Source organism: Mesorhizobium comanense (genome assembly GCF_005503535.1).
In the GTDB taxonomy this organism is placed as follows: domain Bacteria; phylum Pseudomonadota; class Alphaproteobacteria; order Rhizobiales; family Rhizobiaceae; genus Mesorhizobium; species Mesorhizobium comanense.
Window position 1 is genome coordinate 281,851 of sequence record NZ_SCNN01000007.1, and the last position, 16,558, is coordinate 298,408.

Below are 16,558 nucleotides of genomic sequence, written 5' to 3' on the forward strand. Positions count from 1 at the left end.
ACCATGAACCTGGCAACCTCGCTCTCCTTCCTCTACGACTACCGGCTGGCGCTGTTCACCGGGCTCGGCAACACGCTCTATTTCACGTCGCTCGGGCTGGCCATCGGCCTGCCGCTCGGCTTCATCGTCAGCATCATCCGGCAGAGCGGCCATCCGATCCTGAAGGCGATCGCCACGACCTATGTCGAGATATTCCGCGGCACGCCGGTGCTGGTGCAACTGTTCTGGTTCTTCTTCTGCCTGCCGGCTCTGCTTGGCGTCGATCTCGGCAATGTCACCTCGACCATCACCACGCTCGCCCTCTACATGGGCGCCATTTCCAGCGAGAGCTGCCGCGCCGCCTTGAAGTCGATCGGCGCCGAGCAGCGCGACGCGTGCATCGCGCTCGGCCTGCCTGCCCGCGTCAGCGTCCCTTATGTCATCTTGCCGCAGACCATCATGCGCGCGGTGCCGACGCTTCTGTCCAACTGCGTGACCCTGTTCAAGGAAAGCGCGCTGGTTTCGGCGGTCGGCATGGCCGACCTGATGTACCAGGGCCAGATGATCGCCGACTCCACCGCGCGGCCCATCGAGATCCTGACCGCCACCGCGTTGATCTACTTCTTCATCGCCTTCAGCGTCACCCGCATCGTAACCTATTACGAGCAGAGCTTCCTCAAGCGCCTGAAGCTCTGACGCGACGGGCTCTGGATCTTTGCGGGCGACGCGATCTCGAAGACACAATGAAAACGCCGCGGTCCGGAAGGGCCGCGGCGTTGCTTGTCGTCAGCGCATCGGCGCGTGTTTGACTACCTGACGCCTTGCCGGCCGAGCGATGCCAGCGTCGCGGCATTGAGAGCGCTCCAGGGAATGTAGGCGTCGAGCCAGGCGGCTGCGCGGCCGGTATAGAGGATCAGCTCGTCAAGCACATCGGCCACCGCATCCGGATCGGCAAGCAGCGGCTTTGCGCTCTCGAGCAGGCTGCCCGCCGCATGCAGACCGCAGAAGCCGTCGATGCGCGCATTGAAGGCATCGATCAGGAAGGCCATGACCTTGGCGCGGTCGCCGCCGCCAATGCCGTATTTCGGATCCCGCAGCCGCCACAGCAATTCGTGCAGCTTGCGAAACTCGCCTTCAGCCATGGCCAGCGGGCCGTAAGGCAGCATCATGCCGTCGCGCTTGAGCAGCGTGAACATCTCGTCGGGAGCCGCCGTCCACAGTGCCTTGCGCGCCTCTCGCAATGCGACAAGGCCCGGCGAGGCAAGCGGCTTCTCCGGGGTCGCCAGCGCCAGAGCGTCATCGCCGGCCTTCAGCTCCGCGAACAACAGCTCCTGGCCGTGGCTTTCGACGACGCGGCGGCCAAAGGCCTTGAGCCAGCCGATGTCGCCCGTTAGCCGGCCAAGCACGCAAACCTGCGCCTTCTCGGCCTGCAGCTCGCCGTAGATGAGCTCGAGGAACTGTCGTTCTGGCCAGTAGAGGAAGGTGCCGGCCGGAAGGGTGAGGATATCCTGCGCCTTCTCGATGTCGGCCAGCAACGGCGCATGCCAGAAGATGTGCTGGCCAGCAATCTTGGCACAATGGATGTCGATCCTGGCCGGCAATGAGGCGACGAGCTTGCCGATCGTACGCGGCGCCAGATCCGGATAGAGTTCGATCTCGTGCGAGACCCCGTCCAGGGTGAAGAAAACGCAAGCCATGTGAACCTCACTGTCTGGAAAAATGCGAGCCGCCGACGGTCTGCCGCGTCGGCATCATCTCGATCGTGGAAAGGTCGACGGAAGGCGGGCTGGTGACCGCATGCAGGACCGTGTCCGCGACGTTTTCGGGCAGCAGGCATTCGTAGCCGTCATACAAATCCTCCCCGCTGGCGAGTTGCTCGTGGATGCCGGTGCGTACGCGGCCGAGCAGTATCTCGCAGACGCGCAGACCGGAGCCGCGAAGGTCGTATCTGAGGTTCGCGGCCATGGAATGCAGGGCAGCCTTTGTGGCGCTGTATAATGCCGGGCCGGTGCCGGGCGCCGTGCCGCAGATCGAGCCGAGCAAAACGATCGTTCCCCTGTCGCGGCGGCGCATCGACGGCACGACCTCGCGAAGGACGTTCACCGTTCCCAGGATGTTGACGGAGACCAGCCTGGCCGCCAGCTCGTCCGGAGTTTCGTAAAGCGGCAGTTGCGGGCCGAGGACGCCGGCGGCATGCACCAGCACGTCGGCTTCGATCCCGGCAAGCGCGGCCTGCGTTGCACCGGCATCGCCGATATCGAGCGCCAGCGTGCGGCAGCCGGTCTCCTCCAGCACCGAGAGCTGCTGTGGTTTCGTGCCCAGCGCCAGGACGGAAAAGCCCGTTTGCGCCAACCGGTCGACGATCGCCTTGCCGATGCCGCCGGTCGCGCCCGTCACAATCGCCGTCGCCTTCATGGCGCCTCTACCTTCACAATGCGGCTTTGACGTTTTGCAGGATGAGGCGCGCCACGGTCACCGGATCCTCCACATGCGGCATGTGGCCGGCCCCGGGGAGGAAATGCAATGCCGCAGCAGCCCCGGTGTGCATGGCATGGCGTTTGGGAATGATGCGGTCCTGTTCGCCCCAGATGATCTTCAGCGGTACGGCAAGGCGCTTCAGCACCTCGCGGAATTCCGTGGCCTGTGTCCCGTCCGGGAAGATCGCGTCGGCGAGTTCGTCCTGCGCGTCGCGTAGCGCGGCGCTGGAGCGCGCCTTCAAAGTCGTCGACACGAAGCCCGGCGTGACGATCGAAGCGTCGGCGAACAGCCTGAGCAGCCAGGGCCGCAGACTGTCGGCGCGGGTCGCGCGGGCATAGCCCTGGACAAAGGCACCATCGATCTCCGGACCAAGGCCCGCCGGCGCCAGAAGCGTCAGCGAGCGGATGGCGATAGCGCCACTCTCGGCAAGCGCCAGCGCCACGCCGCCGCCAAGCGAGTGGCCGACGAGATGCACATCGTCCAGACCCTGACCGTGAAGCGCCTCGGCAACATTGCCGGCAAAGCCATGGATCGACGGGCGGCCATTCGGTTTGGCCGAACGGCCGTGCCCCGGCAGATCGACCAGGACGATCGACGCGCTGTCGCCGAGGGCTGCCACCAGCGGTTGCCAGGAGAGGCTGTCGGCGCCGAAACCGTGGAGCAACACCAACGTATTGCCGTTCGCCGCGCCCCGCCGCGTCAGGTGGAGCGAGTCTCCCGACGATCGATCGGTCGGCCTGGCCGCAAGCGGCGGCTGAGCAGCCGGTGCTTTCTCGGAGCGGGCCTCATACGCCTCGACATCGCGCAGCTTGATCCTGCCGGAGGCACTGGATGCCGTCAGCGCCGAAAGATCGATGCTCTTCTGCGCCGCGATGCGCCGGGCCAGCGGCGAAGCAAGCACGCGGCCGTTCGAGGCGGACCGGGTGGCGACGGGACTGGTCTCGGCCACCGCAGCCGTCTCGGACGGCTTGGCCGCCGGCTTGTCTTCGGCCGGTCGTGCAGCCATGGCAGCGGGATCCGCGATCACCCCCAGAACGCCGCCGACCTCGATCTCCTGGCCGACCTCGGCCCTGACCTCGGCGAGCACGCCCGAGGCCGGCGCCTCGATCTCGGTAGCGGCCTTGGCCGTCTCGACGGTCACCACCAGTTCGCCCGCCGCGACCATGTCGCCAGGCTTCTTGTGCCATTCGACGACGACGACCGATTCCATGTATTCGCCGCCGGCGCCAACCACAGTGATGTCGGTCACGTCTGGTCCTCCTTAGCGCAGCGTGGCGCGCGCCGCGTCGGCGATCTTGGCCGCGTTGGGCAGAACCGCCATTTCGAGCGGCTCGCTGTAGGGCACTGGCATGTCCGGCAGCGTCACGCGTGCCACCGGCCCGTCGAGATCGTCGAAGGCGTGATCCATGATCGTCGCCGAGAGTTCGGCCGCGTAGCCGCAGAAGCGCCACCCCTCATTGACCACCACAGCGTGATGCGTTTTGGCGATGGACGTCTTGATGGCGGAAAGGTCGAGCGGGCGCAGGCTGCGCAGATCTATGACCTCGGCGCTGATGCCGTCTGCGGCCAGCAGTTCGGCCGCCTTGTGGCTTTCCAGCACCATGCGCGAGGTGGCGAAGATCGAGATGTCGGCGCCCTCGCATACGGTCCGCGCCTTGCCGATCTCGACGGTGAAGTCGGGATCGTCGGGCACGTCGTCGCGCAGATTGTAGAGCAGCTTGTGCTCCAGGAAGATCACCGGCTGGCTGTCACGAATGGCGGTCTTGAGCAGCCCCTTGGCGTCGGCGGGCGTGACCGGTGCGACGACCTTGAGGCCTGGAATGTGCGCCACCAGCGAATCGAGGCTCTTGGAGTGCTGCGCGCCGGCGCCGGCGCCGCCGCCGCCCTGGGTCCGCAGCACGAAGGGCATCGAGACATCGTTCCACAGATATTCGTAGATCGACGCCTGGTTGATCAGCGCGTCCAGCACCAACGGCATGAAATCGGCATACATGATTTCGAGGATCGGCCGCGTCCCGGTCATCGCCGCCGTGACCGCCATGGCGGCGAGCGTCTGTTCGGAGATCGGCGTGTCGCGTACGCGTCCCTCGCCGAATTCATCCATCAGCCCGCGCGTGACCTTGAAGACGCCGCCATAGCGCGCGATGTCCTCGCCGAACAGGAAGACGGAAGGATCGCGCTGCATCTCCTCGCGCAGGGCCTGGTTGAGCGCTTCGGCGTATCGCAGCTTGGCCATCTCAGAAGGACTCCGCATAAGGGGCGGTCTTCTCAAAGACCGCGAAGGTCGGCAGCGGCGCTTCGAGCGCCGCTTCTATCGCGGCGTCGACTTCGGCAACCGCTTCCTGCTCAACTTGCTCCAGCCGTTCCTGGCCGACGGCATCGACAAGCGAGGCAAAGCTTACTTTTATCGGATCGCGCGCCGCCCAGGCGGCAAGGTCTTCCTCGCCCTGATAGCCACCCATGTCGGAGGTGGAAAAGCCCTGCATGCGATAGGTCTTGGCCTCCACCAGCGAAGGCCCCTCGCCGCGCCGCGCGCGCTCGACCGCCGTCGCGACGGCGCGGTAGACGGCGACCGCGTCGTTACCGTCGACGATCTCACTGGGGATCGCGTAGCCGGCGCCGCGGATGCTGAGATCGGCCACCGGCGACTGCACGCTGTGATGCACGGTAAGCCCGTACTGATTGTGTTCGAGCACGAAGACGACGGGCAGCTTCCACAGCGCGGCGATGTTCATGGATTCATGGCAGATGCCGGTCTGCGCCGCACCATCGCCGAAGAAGCACATTGCGACGTCCGAGCCGCCGCGCACCTGGATCGACAGCGCCATGCCGGTCGCCGCGGGGATGCTGGCACCGACGATGGCATTGCCGCCGATGACGCCGCTCGCCTTCTCGCCGATCAGCATGTGGCCGGCGCGGCCGCCGCAATAACCGGTCTCGCGGCCGAGGATTTCTGCCGCGATGCCGTGCACGCCGAGCCCCTTGCCGACGTAATGCGCATGGCCGCGATGGGTGCTGGTGACATAGTCGGAGGTGGCAAGCATCGCGGTCGCGCCGACGCCGACCGCTTCCTGGCCGTCGCAGCGGTGGATCGGGCCGCGTGTCTTGCCGGCCTTGTGAAGCTCGCCGAGACGCTCCTCCAGACGGCGCACGAGGACCATCTTGCGATGCATCTCGATCCGCTCCGTGGTCGAGGGAGAATTCTTCATCCGAACACCTCTCAGCCGCAGGTTGCTGCGGCCTATTTTGTTATAACAAATTTGTTATCAAACTTGGCCTGATCGCGCAAGCCGGTTCGGCGTTGCGATCAGGCTTTCTCGAGGGCAGACAGCACCAGATCGGCGGCATAGGCATCCTCGGTCGCGATGCCGACGGAGATGAAGACGGTGTTGTCGCTGGCGTCCGCTGGCGCCTTGCCTGCCAGCACTTCGCCGAGCTCGGCATGGATTGACGCACCGGACATCAGGATGTTGCCGGATTCCTGGCTCGCCGCGTCCCGGGACTCGACGAAGATGACGGAACGCATCACCGCGTCGTCGAGCTCACGCCCATCCAACCCGTTCCAGCCGACGGCGCTGACATGGGCGCCGGGCTTCAACCATTCGCCCTTGACGATCGGCTCCTTGGCCGAGGTGGTGGTGGCGATCACGTCGGCGCCGCGAACCGCTTCCTCGCTGGACGCGCAGAGCCGCGCGCCGGTTTCCTCGGCAAAGGCGCGGGCGTGATCGCGATTGCGGCTCCAGACACGGATTTCCTCGAAATCGCGGACGCGGCGCATGGTCTCGAAATGGCCACGGGCCTGCGCGCCGCTGCCGAGGATGGCGAGTACCTTCGCATCCGGTGCCGCGAGACGCCGCGCAGCCATTGCCGACACCGCCGAGGTGCGCATCTGCGTGATATAGGTGCCGTCGAGCACGGCGCGCGGGAGGCCGGTCCAGCGGTCGAAGACGACCACGATGGCGTTATGGCTTTCGAGGCCCTTGGCGTGATTGCGCGGATAATTGCCGACCAGCTTGACCGCGAAAATATCGGTCACGGCAGGCATCAGGCAAAGGTCGCCGCCGGCCTCCTGGTCGACCACGCGCATGCGCACGGGCTGTATCACCTTGCCCGTGGAAAAGGCGATCAGCGCCTGCTCCATCGCATCGATCAGCGCATCGATGTCGAGCACGGCGGCAATCTTTTCCCTGTCGTAGTAAGGCAGCATGAAGCGACTCTCCTAGAAGCGGTCAGGCGAAAACGGCTTTATATCGATGGGCGACGACTCGCCCGCGGCGACCGCCGCGACGATGCGCCCGGTGACGCAGCCGCTGGACATGCCGACGTGCTGGTGCCCGAAAGCCAGGATGATCTCGGGTGTGCGCGACGATCGGCCGATGACCGGCAAGGCGTCGGGCATGGAGGGCCGAAAGCCCATCCATTTCGATGACGGGCTTGCCGTCAGATCCGGCAGGAGACGTCGCGCCGTGCGTTCCAGATAGGCATGGCAGGCGGGATTGGGCGGCTTGTCGAGGCCGGCGAGCTCGACCATGCCGGCGCAGCGCAACCCCTCGGTCATCGGCGTCATGGCAAAGCCCGCCGTGGCGCTCGAGCAGGTTCGGCTGATGATGTCGCCCTGCTTGCCGAAGACGACGTGATAGCCGCGCTCGGTCTCTAGCGGCACATGCGCGATCGCCTTGCCGAACAACCGCCTGGAATGGGCGCCGGCCGAGAGCACGACCTGGTCGAAAACGCGCGCTTCGGTGCCCGACACCAACAGCTTGCCGTCCGGCCGCTTGTCGATCCCGGTCACCTCATCGCGCAGTAAAGTGCCTCCCTGCGCGCAAAAATGGCGCGCCATCGTCGCGCAGACTTCGGCGGGGCTGAGATAATGCAGCGCCGAGGTGAAATACAGGGCCTTGCTGAAGACCGGGGCGAGGTTGGGCTCCAGGCGCCGGATTTCGACGGCATCGATCTCCTCGACGTCGCCAGCAAGCTCCTTGTAAAGGCCGATCTCGGTGCCGAGCGCGCGATAATCCGCGTCGCTCTCGTAGAGATGCAGATAGCCGCCGCCACGGATCAAGCGGTCGGCGCCACTGTCCTTGAACAGCGGCAATGCGAATTCGAGATTGCGCGACAGAAGCGAATGCAGCGCATGCGATATCCGCACCACCTCGTCTTGCGTGCAGTGCCTGAGGAACGACATCAGCCACTGCAACATGCGCGGCGCGTAGGCCCAGTTGATGCTGAGCGGGCTGCCGCCGGCAAACATCAGCTTCAGCAGCCGGCGCGGGATCGAGGGGCTGTTGACAGGAACGAAGGCGTGCGGCGCAAGCGCCCCGGCATTGCCGAAGGAAGCGCCGCTGCCCGGCTCGTTGCGGTCGATCAGCGTGACCTCGAAGCCGGCTCTTTGCAGGTAGAGCGCGGACGATATTCCGACGATCCCGGCGCCGATGACGGCGATCTTGGTTTTCCCCGGTGCAGGCATGGCATATCCCCAGGTCGAGCGGGCAAACTGTCGTCAGGCCGCGGGCTGCCTCTGGAACATCTTGGTGCCGCCGACCACCTGATGTGTCGGCACCACCTCGATCTGTGCCACGCAGACATGCGGCGGCGTCGACAGCACGTACTGGATGGCGTCGGCGATATCCTGCGGCTGCAGGCATTCGTACGGGTCGTAGAGCAGTTCGTCCGACTTTGAGTGATCGCCGCCGAACATCTCGGCATGCATGCCGGTGCGCACCCTGCCGGGGCGAATCTCGGTCACCCTGACATCCGTGCCGAAAAGCTCCATCCTCAGATTGGCGCTCATATTGTGGATCGCCGCCTTGGAGGCGCTGTAGACCGGCTGGCCCGTCGAAGGGTACGGCCCGGCGAGTGAGCCGACATTGACGATATGGCCGCGATTGCGCTCGACCATGCCCGGCACCACGGCCGAGAGCGCATTGTGCACGCCGATGACGTTGACATCGAGAATATGCTGCGCCGAGGCGTTCGGCACCGAATAGAGCGTTCCGGTGACGCCGAGTACGCCCGCGGCGTTGACCAGTATGTCGATGCGTTGACCCGAGAAGGCGCTGTTGAGGGCGCCCGCGTCGGTGACATCCATCAGCACCGTCTCGACATTCTCGATATCCGCCAGCGCGGCGAGTTTCGCCTGATTGTTCGACAAGGCGATGGCGTGCACGCCGTGGGCCGCCAGCATTCTGACGAGCGCCGAGCCGATGCCGCCACTTCCTCCCGTGACGAGCGCCCGCATTCCCTTTTCGAGCATCTCTTGGTCCTTTTCGGATTGGTTTTCAGTTTTCTATGTTATTTGTTATATCATCGGCGTCAAGCCCGAATGTTACCGTCTGTTCGCACAGGCGACCGAACTATCCAGCCGGCGATTCGGGCGCAGGCGCACCGGTGCGCCAGCCGACAGTGACGACTGCTCCGCTAAAGATGTGACGGCGGCGGGGAACGAAGCGTTCGCAGGGAGGGATCAGCCCTCGTCGCGCACCGCTGCGTGGAAAGCCTGGGACGCGAACTCGATATCGCGGGCGATGGCTTGTGCTGCCGCTTCCGCATTGCCCTCACGAATGGCGCGGATGATGGCGATATGGTTGAGCACGCCGGCATCGGTCTTGGCGAAGTCCGGATAGATGATGTTTAAATACGAGCCGGTTCTGAGCCAGCAACTTTCGATCATCTTGACCAGGAAGGGCATGCGCGCCGCTTCATAGATGCCGAAGTGGAAACTCCAGTTCAGCTCGATGAGCAATTTGTAGTTCTTTTGCTGATTTGCTTCAATGAGCTGGTCATTGATGGCGCCGATCTGGATAATGTCTTTCGGCGTCAAATTGGGCATCGCCTCGCGGGTTGCCAGGCTCTCCAGCGAGATGCGAACCTTGGTCAGTTCGCCGATCCTGTCCGCGTCCAGCCGAGGGATGTAGATCGAGCCGTTGTCGCCCAGTTCCAACACCCCTTCGGCGGCGAGGTTGAACAGCGCTTCGCGGGCCGGCGTCAGGCTGACGCCGAGCGATGCCGCCACCGCGCGTAGCGTCAGCTTCTCGCCGGGCTTGAACAACCCCGCCATGATTGCGTGCCGCAATTGCTCGCGGACGCGGACGCCGAGCGTCTCGGTCCTTTGAAAAGGAGAAAAACTAGCTAGCGCATCAACCATGAGAATGTCCTTGGCACCATCTTGTTTATGACGTGAATCACACTCGTGCCGTCTCCGACGATAGCAAAATCACGTATTTCCAGCGATTGTCCAGAAATTGTGTTCATGGGCCTAACGCGGAGTTGCAAAAGTTTTATAACATATTACAAAAGGGATCAACCGACACGAGATGGGAGCCCCCTCTTGAGGATCTGCTGGATTCATCCAACCACCAGGAACGACGCGCTCTCTGCGCTGTGGAGAAAGCTCGACGAGGTCGTGCGTCCTACCCTCCATGAAGACACCGAACTGGAATTCCGCTTCCTGCCGCGCAGCGGCAATTTCGTCCGCTCGCTTTACGCCGAGCACATCAATTCGGTGCATATCGTGGAGGCCGTGCTGCAGGCCGAGCAGGACGGGTTCGACGGCATCTTCCTCGGCTGCTGGAACGATCCTCTGTGGGAAGCGCGCGAAGTCGTGGGCATCCCCGTCGCCTCGGTCAGCGAGCAGTCGATGCTGGCCGCGCTATCGATGGGCAAGCGCTTCGCCGTCGTGACCGTATCGCAGAAGACGACCGTGGCGATCGAGAACGATCTGATGGCCTATGGCTTGCGGGACCGCGCCATCGCGCGGCCGGTGCGCAGCATCATGCCGGAATCGGATGCCGACCTGCTGCTCGGCGCGGTGACGGACCCGTTCGCCGCGCTCATCCCGCGCTTCGAGCAGGTGGCGAACGAATGCATCCGCGACGGCGCCGACGTCATCCTGGTGGGCTGCGCCTATTACGGTCCGCTGCTGCGCGCCGCCGGCTATACCGAGATCCCGGGGACAGGTGTTCCGGTTCTCGATTCCAGCACGGTGGCGCTGAAATATCTCGAGACGATGACCGGCATCGCCCTGCATATGGGCTTCGTCAAGAGCACGCGTCTCCAGTTGAAACCGCCGCCGGGCGAAGCGTTGCATCGCGCTCGCCAGAGCCTGGCGCTGGGCTGATGGACATTTCCCTCAATTCCTGAACCGAGAGCGTGCATTCCATGTCCATGGCCAGTCCGATCGACAGTGACCTGAACGGCGTCGTCTGGACGCGTACGCTGAAGGAACCCATCAAGCGCTATCCCGCCTTGGCCGGCGAGGAAACGGCCGACCTCGTCGTGGCCGGCGCCGGCTTTTGCGGCTTGAACATCGCCCTGCACGCGGCCAAGGCCGGCCTGAACGTCGTCCTGCTCGAAGCCGGCGTGGTCGCCAACGGGGCCTCGGGGCGCAATGGCGGCTACAACGTGCCCCATTTCCCCGGCGCGGTGACGCCGTCGGCGGTCGAGGCAACGATCGGCCGCAAGAAAGGCAAAGCGCTGGCCGAGCTGGTGCTTGGCGGCGCGGACGCCGTGTTCCGCCAGATCGAGGCCTACCAGATCAATGGCTCGGCCATACAGAATGGCTGGGTGCAGCCGGCTCATTCGGAAGCGTCGCTGAAGAAGATTCGCGCCGTCTACGAGGAATGGAAGGCCTGGGGTGCCGACGTGTCCTGGCTCTCGGCCGCGGATGTTGCCGACCGCCTCGGCGCCGCCGGCTATCTCGGCGGCTGGACAAACCCGTCAGGCGGCACGGTGAACCCGTATGGCGTGGCCCTCGGTCTGGCCCGGGCCGCCAGCCAGCATGGGGTCCGGATATTCGAGAGAAGCCCGGTCGACGCCATCGAGGAGACTGCCGCCGGAGCCGTCGTGCGCAGCGGGACAAGCCTTGTCCGGGCGCGCAAGGTGGTCGTCGCCACCAACGGCTATACCGGCGATTTCCTGCCGCAGGTGCAGCGTTCCGCGGTGCCCGTCTTTCTCTACCATGCCGCGACCAAGCCTCTCGGCGAAAGGCTGCGCAGGGAAATATTGAAGACCAGCCTGTGCTTCACCGATCTGCGCAAATCCGGCGGTTTCGGCCGGCTCGACGATGACGGCCGGCTGATCTCGGGCGGCGCCGTCTTTGCCATCGGCGGCCGGCGCGCCTATGGCCTTGCGCATGCGCGCAAGCGGTTGCGGCAGCTCTTTCCGCAGCTTAGCGAAGCCGACACGGAATTCGAGGATTACTGGGAAGGCTACTGCGCCATCACCGACAACTATCTGCCGCATGTGCAGCGGCTTGGGCGCGAGATCTTTTCCGTCGTCGGCTTCTCGACGCGCGGCGTCAACCTGGCGCAGAATCTCGGCCGCGTGGTCGGCGAGTTCGCGGCCGGCAGGCGGGCGCTCGACGACGTCCCCGTCCAGCTGGTCGAAGAGCGGCGCGACGTCTCTTTCTGGCCGCTGAAGACCCGCATCGCGCGGCTGATGTTTCCCGTCTACCAGGCAAAGGATGGGTTGGGGCTGACCTGACCCGCCATCACCCATTGGAAATACGATCATGGCTTACGAGAGTCTTTTCCAGCCCTTGCGGATCCGCAATCTGACAATCCGCAACCGCTTCCTCAGCACCAGCCACGAACCCGGCTATGTGCTCGCCGGCGATATCACCGACCGCTACATCGCCTATCAGGCGGAGAAGGCCAAGGGCGGTGTGGGACTGACCCAGTTCGGCGGCGCCACCGCCGTCTCGGCCGAGAATTCCTTCTACTACGGCCAGATCAACGGCTCGGTGGACAAGGTCATCCCGCAGTTCCGCAAGATGGCGGCCGCCATCCACGAGCATGGCGCGCTCTGCACCGTGCAGCTGACCCATGGCGGCCGGCGCGAGCGCTGGGACATGACCAACTGGCTGCCGACGTTCTCGGCCTCGCCGCTGCGCGAGATCATCCACGGCACCTTTCCGGCGACCATGGAAGACCATGACATCGGCCGGACCATCGAGAACTATGCCGCGGCGGCCGCACGCGTGCGCGAAGGCGACGTCGACGGCGTCGAGATCTCCTGCCAGGCCGGCACGCTGATCGAGCAGTTCTGGTCGCCGGCGATGAACCATCGTACCGACGGCTATGGCGGCACGCTGGCCAACCGCATGCGCTTCGGGCTGGAAATCCTGGAGGCCGTGCGTCGGCGGCTGGGCGACGACTATGTCATCGGCATCCGCATGCCGGGCGACGAGATGCTGAAAGGCGGATTGACCCGGGACGACTGCGTCGAGATCGCCAGCACCTATGCCGGCTCCGGCCTGATCGACTTCATCAGCGTCGTCGGCGCACAGGCGACCGACTATAAATCCGAGGCCCGGATCTGGCCGACCATGTGGGTGCCGTCCGCTGCCTACCTGCCTCTCGCCAAGGCGATACGCGACGAGGTCAAGGGCCATGTGAAGATCTTCCATGCCACACGCATGACCGACGCCGCGACTGCCGAGCATGCGCTGAAGGGCGGCTATGTCGACATGGTCGGCATGACCCGCGCCTTCATCGCCGACCCCCATCACATCAACAAGCTGAAGGCGGGCGATGAGGACAACATCCGCCCCTGCGTCGGTGTCGGCTATTGCGTCGACCGCGCTATCCGCGGCATCGACGCGCTCTGCGCCCACAATGTCGCCACCTCGCGCGAGGCGACGATCCCGCAGATCGTGCAGCCGGCGAAGACACGCAAGAAGGTCGTGGTTGTCGGCGGCGGCCCGGCCGGCATGGAGGCCGCGCGCATCAATGCGCGGCGCGGCCATGAGGTCGTCCTTTTGGAGGCGGCCGGCGAGCTGGGCGGCCAGTTGCTGCTTGCCGCCCGCGCCACCTGGCGCCGCGACCTTGCCGGCATCACCACGTGGCTCTCCCGCCAGATGGAGATCCTGAAGGTCGACGTGCGGCTGAACACTTTTGCCGAGGCCGACGATATCGTGGCGGAGCAGCCCGATGCCGTGATCGTCGCCACCGGCGGCATGCCCAATGTCGGCGGCTTCGCCGGTTCGGAACTCGCCGTGTCGGTCTGGGATGTGCTGTCCGGACAGGCAGCGGCGGGGGGCGACGTGCTGCTCGTCGACGAGAACGGCACGGCTTCGGCCGCGTCATGCGCGGAGTTCGCGGCGGCGCGCGGCGCGCGCGTACATATTGTAACGCCCGACCGGGAATTCGGTCGCGAGATCGGCGGCACCAATCTCGGCGCCCATATGAGCGAACTCTACAAGCATGACGTCCGCATCGAGACCGATACGCGGCTGGCCTCTTTGCGCCGCGAGGGCAACAAGCTTCTGGCCTCCGTGCAGAACACCTACAGCGACAAGATCCGTGAGCTGGCCTTCGACCAGGTGATCGGCGACAACGGCACGTTGCCCAACGACGACGTCTATTTCGCCCTGAAGCCGCTCTCGCGCAACCTCGGAGAGGTGGATTTGCGCGCCCTGGCCGATGCCCGGCCGCAGGCGATCATTCACAATCCCCAGGGCGCGTTTGATCTCTATAAGGTCGGCGACGCCTGGGCCTGCCGCAACCTGCACGCCGCCATGCTCGACGCGGCGCGCATCAGCCACCCGCTCTGAACGGCCAACCGGTCAATCAGCAACCGTCCGGAGACCATCGCGATGAAGACCACCACCCATGCCGGCATCGAGTACGGCGTCATCCCGCTCGACGACTGCCTCGCCCTGGTCGAGAGTTTTCAGCGCGCGGGCCATCGGTGGCACTCTCACGTGCTGTCGCCTGGCTGCGACTTCAACCCTTATGACGGCCTCTACGCGATCGTCGTGGAAGACGACAGCGAGGGCCGCGCCTACATCGCGCCCTCCGAAAGGTTCCCGGAGGTCGACAAGGTCTTCGTCAGGATGCTGCATGGCGACGACATTCTGGACGAGGGCAAGGCCGGGGGCGAGAGCAGCGCGCTTGTCCAGCAATCGGCGCTGCTCGCCCGTCTGATCGAGATCGACGGCAAGGGCGCCGCCTGGCACCACCATATGAACTTCCCCGCTTGCGCCCTCAATCCGCACCGGGGCCGCTGGGCGATCACCGTCGAGAGCGACGCCGGTACTTTTTCGGAAAGCTACGAGGATGAGCCGAAGGCGATCCTGCGCGAGATCGAGGTCATCTATTTCCGCAATCTGGAGAAGGCGCAACGCGCCGGGCAGTAGGGGCTGCTCTCAGCGGCAATTGCCGCACGGTTGCGCAGCCTTCAACCCTTCCCGAGTTCGATCGAGCGGGCGCGCGCGGCTTCGACCGCTCGCGCCACGATCGGGTCGAGCCCCGCCTCGCCCATCAGCACGGCGAGCGCCGCTGCGGTCGTTCCATTCGGACTGGTGACCTCTTGACGCAGCATGGCCGGGTCGCGATCGCTTAGCCGGGCAAGCAGACCAGCACCGTGGACGGTCTGCAAGGCAAGGTCCCGGGCCAGTGCGGCAGGCAAGCCTTCCGCGATGGCCGCCCTTTCCAGGCAGTCGATGAAATGGAAGACATAGGCCGGCCCCGATCCCGACACCGCTGTCACGACGTCCATCAGCGCTTCATCCTCGATGAAGGCCACCTTGCCAGCAGGTGACAGCAGCGTTGTGGCCAACAGTCGCTCTTTCTCGCCACAGGACTCGCCGGGGCAACAGACAAGCATTCCCGCTCCGACAGCGACCGGCGTGTTTGGCATGCAACGTATGATGGGGGCGGCCGCACCAAGCGCTGAAGCCATCGCCTGGATATCAATGCCGGCGGCAACCGACAAAAAGAGCGCTCCGCTTTCAGCCAAACTCCGGTAGGCCGGCAGAAGGGCGCAAAGTTGCTGCGGCTTGACAGCGAGCACGACCACTGCCGGGAAAAACCCGACCGGCATGTCGCTGACATCCTGCGAGGCCGTTGCCCCCATCGCCATTGCCCGATCGCGCAGGGCAGCGACAGGGTCGATGGCGTGTACTTTTATGCCCCCACTTCCCTTGAGCCATCCCGTCAAAAGCGCATAGCCCATATTGCCACATCCGACGATCAGGACGTGGAGTGACGATTTCATATGCTCGCCAGCTTCCATGATAGCCACCTACAATTCTGTCATAACAAATTTGTTATGACAGAATTGTAGGTGTGTCAAATTTCGGCTTTCGACCCGCTGCTCGTCATGGAACCAAGACGCCAATCACACCGGCGCAATCCCCCGCTTTGACCAGGCCGGGAAAGTGACGCGCGGCGAGCAGCCCAGACATCCTGGCCTTTATTTCCCCCGGCGCCTGGCCGGTGCGCCCGACCGGATGGATGCGCGCGATGACCTGGCCATCCTGCACAGGCTCGCCAAGGTCGACCATCGTCTCTATCATGCCGTCGTCCTCGGCAAAGGCGAAGCAATCGCCGGACGGCATATCCAACCATTGAGTTCTGCCCTTCTCGACCGCACCAGCAACAACACCGGCATGGCGCAGCACGTTGAGAATGCCGCGCCGGGCGATGCGAACAGTTTCAGCGCGCGAGGTGCCGCCGCCGCCAAGCTCCGTGGTGACGAAGACCTTGCCCATCTCCTCGGCGGCCGTGTCGTACATGCCGACCGCATCGATCTCGGTCATGCGCATCGAGAACGGCGCCGAGAAAGCCTCGACGGCCGCGAAGGCCTTCTTCTCCTGTGCCTTGTCCGGAAGCGTGTGCGCGGCGCAGAACGGCACGAAGTCCAGCGTCCTGCCGCCCGAGTGGAAGTCGAACACGATGTCCGCGCGCGGCAGCAGCTCACGCTGGAAATAGTCGGCGATCTTCTCCGTCACCGTGCCGTCGGGACGACCGGGGAAAGAACGGTTCATGTTGCCCTTGTCGATCGGGGAGGTGCGCGTACCGGCACGGAAGGCCGGATAGTTCATCGCCGGCACGATGATGACGGTGCCGGCGACGTTTTTCGGATCGAGCGTGCGAGCGAGTTCGTAAAGCGCCAGCGGCCCCTCATACTCGTCGCCGTGGTTGCCGCCGGTGAGCAGTGCGGTCGAACCGTTGCCGTTGCGGATGACGCAGACGGGCATCATCACCGAACCCCAGGCGGAATCGTCGCGGCTGTAAGGCAGGCGCAGGAAACCATGCTGGACGCCATCGCGCTCGAAGTCGACGGTCGGCGTGATCGGCGACGGACGCAAAGCGGGCAT

16 protein-coding genes are annotated in these 16,558 nt (G+C 64.8%); 5 read left to right on the forward strand and 11 right to left on the reverse strand.

Features of this window, described 5'->3' with window-relative positions; all coding sequences use genetic code 11:
- The first annotated feature begins 3 nt into the window (after window positions 1-3).
- Window positions 4-675: an amino acid ABC transporter permease gene (locus FFS37_RS15235; RefSeq protein WP_137931766.1), complete on the forward strand. Its 672-nt coding sequence runs from the start codon at window positions 4-6 to the stop codon at window positions 673-675.
- A gap of 113 nt (window positions 676-788) precedes the next feature.
- On the opposite strand, the gene FFS37_RS15240 is transcribed toward FFS37_RS15235, so the two are convergent.
- The 9 genes from FFS37_RS15240 to FFS37_RS15280 all read right to left on the reverse strand — a co-directional run bounded on the left by FFS37_RS15240 (window position 789) and on the right by FFS37_RS15280 (window position 9,601).
- Window positions 789-1,676: a hypothetical protein gene (locus tag FFS37_RS15240; RefSeq protein ID WP_137931767.1), complete on the reverse strand. Its 888-nt coding sequence runs from the start codon at window positions 1,674-1,676 to the stop codon at window positions 789-791.
- Between the two features lie 7 nt (window positions 1,677-1,683).
- On the reverse strand, window positions 1,684-2,394 hold the full coding sequence (locus FFS37_RS15245; protein ID WP_137931768.1) for an SDR family oxidoreductase: 711 nt from the start codon (window positions 2,392-2,394) through the stop codon (window positions 1,684-1,686).
- Between the two features lie 13 nt (window positions 2,395-2,407).
- On the reverse strand, window positions 2,408-3,706 hold the full coding sequence (locus FFS37_RS15250) for an acetoin dehydrogenase dihydrolipoyllysine-residue acetyltransferase subunit (RefSeq protein ID WP_137931769.1): 1,299 nt from the start codon (window positions 3,704-3,706) through the stop codon (window positions 2,408-2,410).
- A 12-nt stretch (window positions 3,707-3,718) separates the two neighbouring features.
- Complete coding sequence (locus FFS37_RS15255; protein WP_137931770.1) at window positions 3,719-4,693, reverse strand: alpha-ketoacid dehydrogenase subunit beta; 975 nt, start codon at window positions 4,691-4,693, stop codon at window positions 3,719-3,721.
- Between the two features lies 1 nt (window position 4,694).
- Complete coding sequence (locus tag FFS37_RS15260) at window positions 4,695-5,666, reverse strand: thiamine pyrophosphate-dependent dehydrogenase E1 component subunit alpha (protein ID WP_137931771.1); 972 nt, start codon at window positions 5,664-5,666, stop codon at window positions 4,695-4,697.
- A 98-nt stretch (window positions 5,667-5,764) separates the two neighbouring features.
- The gene (locus FFS37_RS15265) at window positions 5,765-6,664 is read right to left on the reverse strand and encodes an ornithine cyclodeaminase family protein (protein ID WP_137931772.1); all 900 of its coding nucleotides are present in this window, start codon (window positions 6,662-6,664) and stop codon (window positions 5,765-5,767) included.
- A gap of 12 nt (window positions 6,665-6,676) precedes the next feature.
- Window positions 6,677-7,924: an NAD(P)/FAD-dependent oxidoreductase gene (locus FFS37_RS15270; protein ID WP_137931773.1), complete on the reverse strand. Its 1,248-nt coding sequence runs from the start codon at window positions 7,922-7,924 to the stop codon at window positions 6,677-6,679.
- A 33-nt stretch (window positions 7,925-7,957) separates the two neighbouring features.
- Window positions 7,958-8,710 (reverse strand): SDR family oxidoreductase, encoded by a 753-nt coding sequence (locus tag FFS37_RS15275; RefSeq protein WP_137931774.1) that lies wholly within the window; start codon window positions 8,708-8,710, stop codon window positions 7,958-7,960.
- A 210-nt stretch (window positions 8,711-8,920) separates the two neighbouring features.
- Window positions 8,921-9,601, reverse strand: coding sequence for a GntR family transcriptional regulator (locus tag FFS37_RS15280; RefSeq protein ID WP_137931775.1), 681 nt, complete (start codon window positions 9,599-9,601; stop codon window positions 8,921-8,923).
- A 183-nt stretch (window positions 9,602-9,784) separates the two neighbouring features.
- Here FFS37_RS15280 and FFS37_RS15285 point away from each other — a divergent pair, with 183 nt between their 5' ends.
- From FFS37_RS15285 to FFS37_RS15300, 4 genes are read left to right on the forward strand one after another with little or no spacing between them, the layout of a single operon-like run.
- The gene (locus tag FFS37_RS15285) at window positions 9,785-10,573 is read left to right on the forward strand and encodes an aspartate/glutamate racemase family protein (protein WP_137931776.1); all 789 of its coding nucleotides are present in this window, start codon (window positions 9,785-9,787) and stop codon (window positions 10,571-10,573) included.
- Window positions 10,574-10,614: 41 nt separating this feature from the next.
- Window positions 10,615-11,937 (forward strand): NAD(P)/FAD-dependent oxidoreductase, encoded by a 1,323-nt coding sequence (locus FFS37_RS15290; protein WP_137931777.1) that lies wholly within the window; start codon window positions 10,615-10,617, stop codon window positions 11,935-11,937.
- Window positions 11,938-11,965: 28 nt separating this feature from the next.
- Window positions 11,966-14,008, forward strand: coding sequence for an oxidoreductase (locus tag FFS37_RS15295; RefSeq protein WP_137931778.1), 2,043 nt, complete (start codon window positions 11,966-11,968; stop codon window positions 14,006-14,008).
- Between the two features lie 42 nt (window positions 14,009-14,050).
- Window positions 14,051-14,593: a hypothetical protein gene (locus tag FFS37_RS15300; RefSeq protein ID WP_137931779.1), complete on the forward strand. Its 543-nt coding sequence runs from the start codon at window positions 14,051-14,053 to the stop codon at window positions 14,591-14,593.
- Window positions 14,594-14,634: 41 nt separating this feature from the next.
- On the opposite strand, the gene proC is transcribed toward FFS37_RS15300, so the two are convergent.
- On the reverse strand, window positions 14,635-15,471 hold the full coding sequence (gene proC / locus FFS37_RS15305; RefSeq protein WP_332311480.1) for a pyrroline-5-carboxylate reductase: 837 nt from the start codon (window positions 15,469-15,471) through the stop codon (window positions 14,635-14,637).
- 85 nt (window positions 15,472-15,556) lie between these two features.
- Window positions 15,557-16,558: a N(2)-acetyl-L-2,4-diaminobutanoate deacetylase DoeB gene (doeB, locus tag FFS37_RS15310; protein ID WP_137931781.1), complete on the reverse strand. Its 1,002-nt coding sequence runs from the start codon at window positions 16,556-16,558 to the stop codon at window positions 15,557-15,559.

Excerpts from the sequence above, each read along its gene's own strand:
- FFS37_RS15265 (WP_137931772.1), bottom strand. The coding sequence starts at position 6,664 with ATGCTGCCTTACTACGACAGGGAAAAGATTGCCGCCGTGCTCGACATC.
- proC (WP_332311480.1), bottom strand. The coding sequence starts at position 15,471 with ATGGAAGCTGGCGAGCATATGAAATCGTCACTCCACGTCCTGATCGTC.
- FFS37_RS15275 (WP_137931774.1), bottom strand. The coding sequence starts at position 8,710 with ATGCTCGAAAAGGGAATGCGGGCGCTCGTCACGGGAGGAAGTGGCGGC.
- FFS37_RS15290 (WP_137931777.1), top strand. The coding sequence starts at position 10,615 with ATGTCCATGGCCAGTCCGATCGACAGTGACCTGAACGGCGTCGTCTGG.
- FFS37_RS15255 (WP_137931770.1), bottom strand. The coding sequence starts at position 4,693 with ATGGCCAAGCTGCGATACGCCGAAGCGCTCAACCAGGCCCTGCGCGAG.
- FFS37_RS15235 (WP_137931766.1), top strand. The coding sequence starts at position 4 with ATGAACCTGGCAACCTCGCTCTCCTTCCTCTACGACTACCGGCTGGCG.
- FFS37_RS15300 (WP_137931779.1), top strand. The coding sequence starts at position 14,051 with ATGAAGACCACCACCCATGCCGGCATCGAGTACGGCGTCATCCCGCTC.
- FFS37_RS15280 (WP_137931775.1), bottom strand. The coding sequence starts at position 9,601 with ATGGTTGATGCGCTAGCTAGTTTTTCTCCTTTTCAAAGGACCGAGACG.
- FFS37_RS15295 (WP_137931778.1), top strand. The coding sequence starts at position 11,966 with ATGGCTTACGAGAGTCTTTTCCAGCCCTTGCGGATCCGCAATCTGACA.
- FFS37_RS15260 (WP_137931771.1), bottom strand. The coding sequence starts at position 5,666 with ATGAAGAATTCTCCCTCGACCACGGAGCGGATCGAGATGCATCGCAAG.
- doeB (WP_137931781.1), bottom strand. The coding sequence starts at position 16,558 with ATGCCCGCTTTGCGTCCGTCGCCGATCACGCCGACCGTCGACTTCGAG.
- FFS37_RS15270 (WP_137931773.1), bottom strand. The coding sequence starts at position 7,924 with ATGCCTGCACCGGGGAAAACCAAGATCGCCGTCATCGGCGCCGGGATC.
- FFS37_RS15245 (WP_137931768.1), bottom strand. The coding sequence starts at position 2,394 with ATGAAGGCGACGGCGATTGTGACGGGCGCGACCGGCGGCATCGGCAAG.
- FFS37_RS15240 (WP_137931767.1), bottom strand. The coding sequence starts at position 1,676 with ATGGCTTGCGTTTTCTTCACCCTGGACGGGGTCTCGCACGAGATCGAA.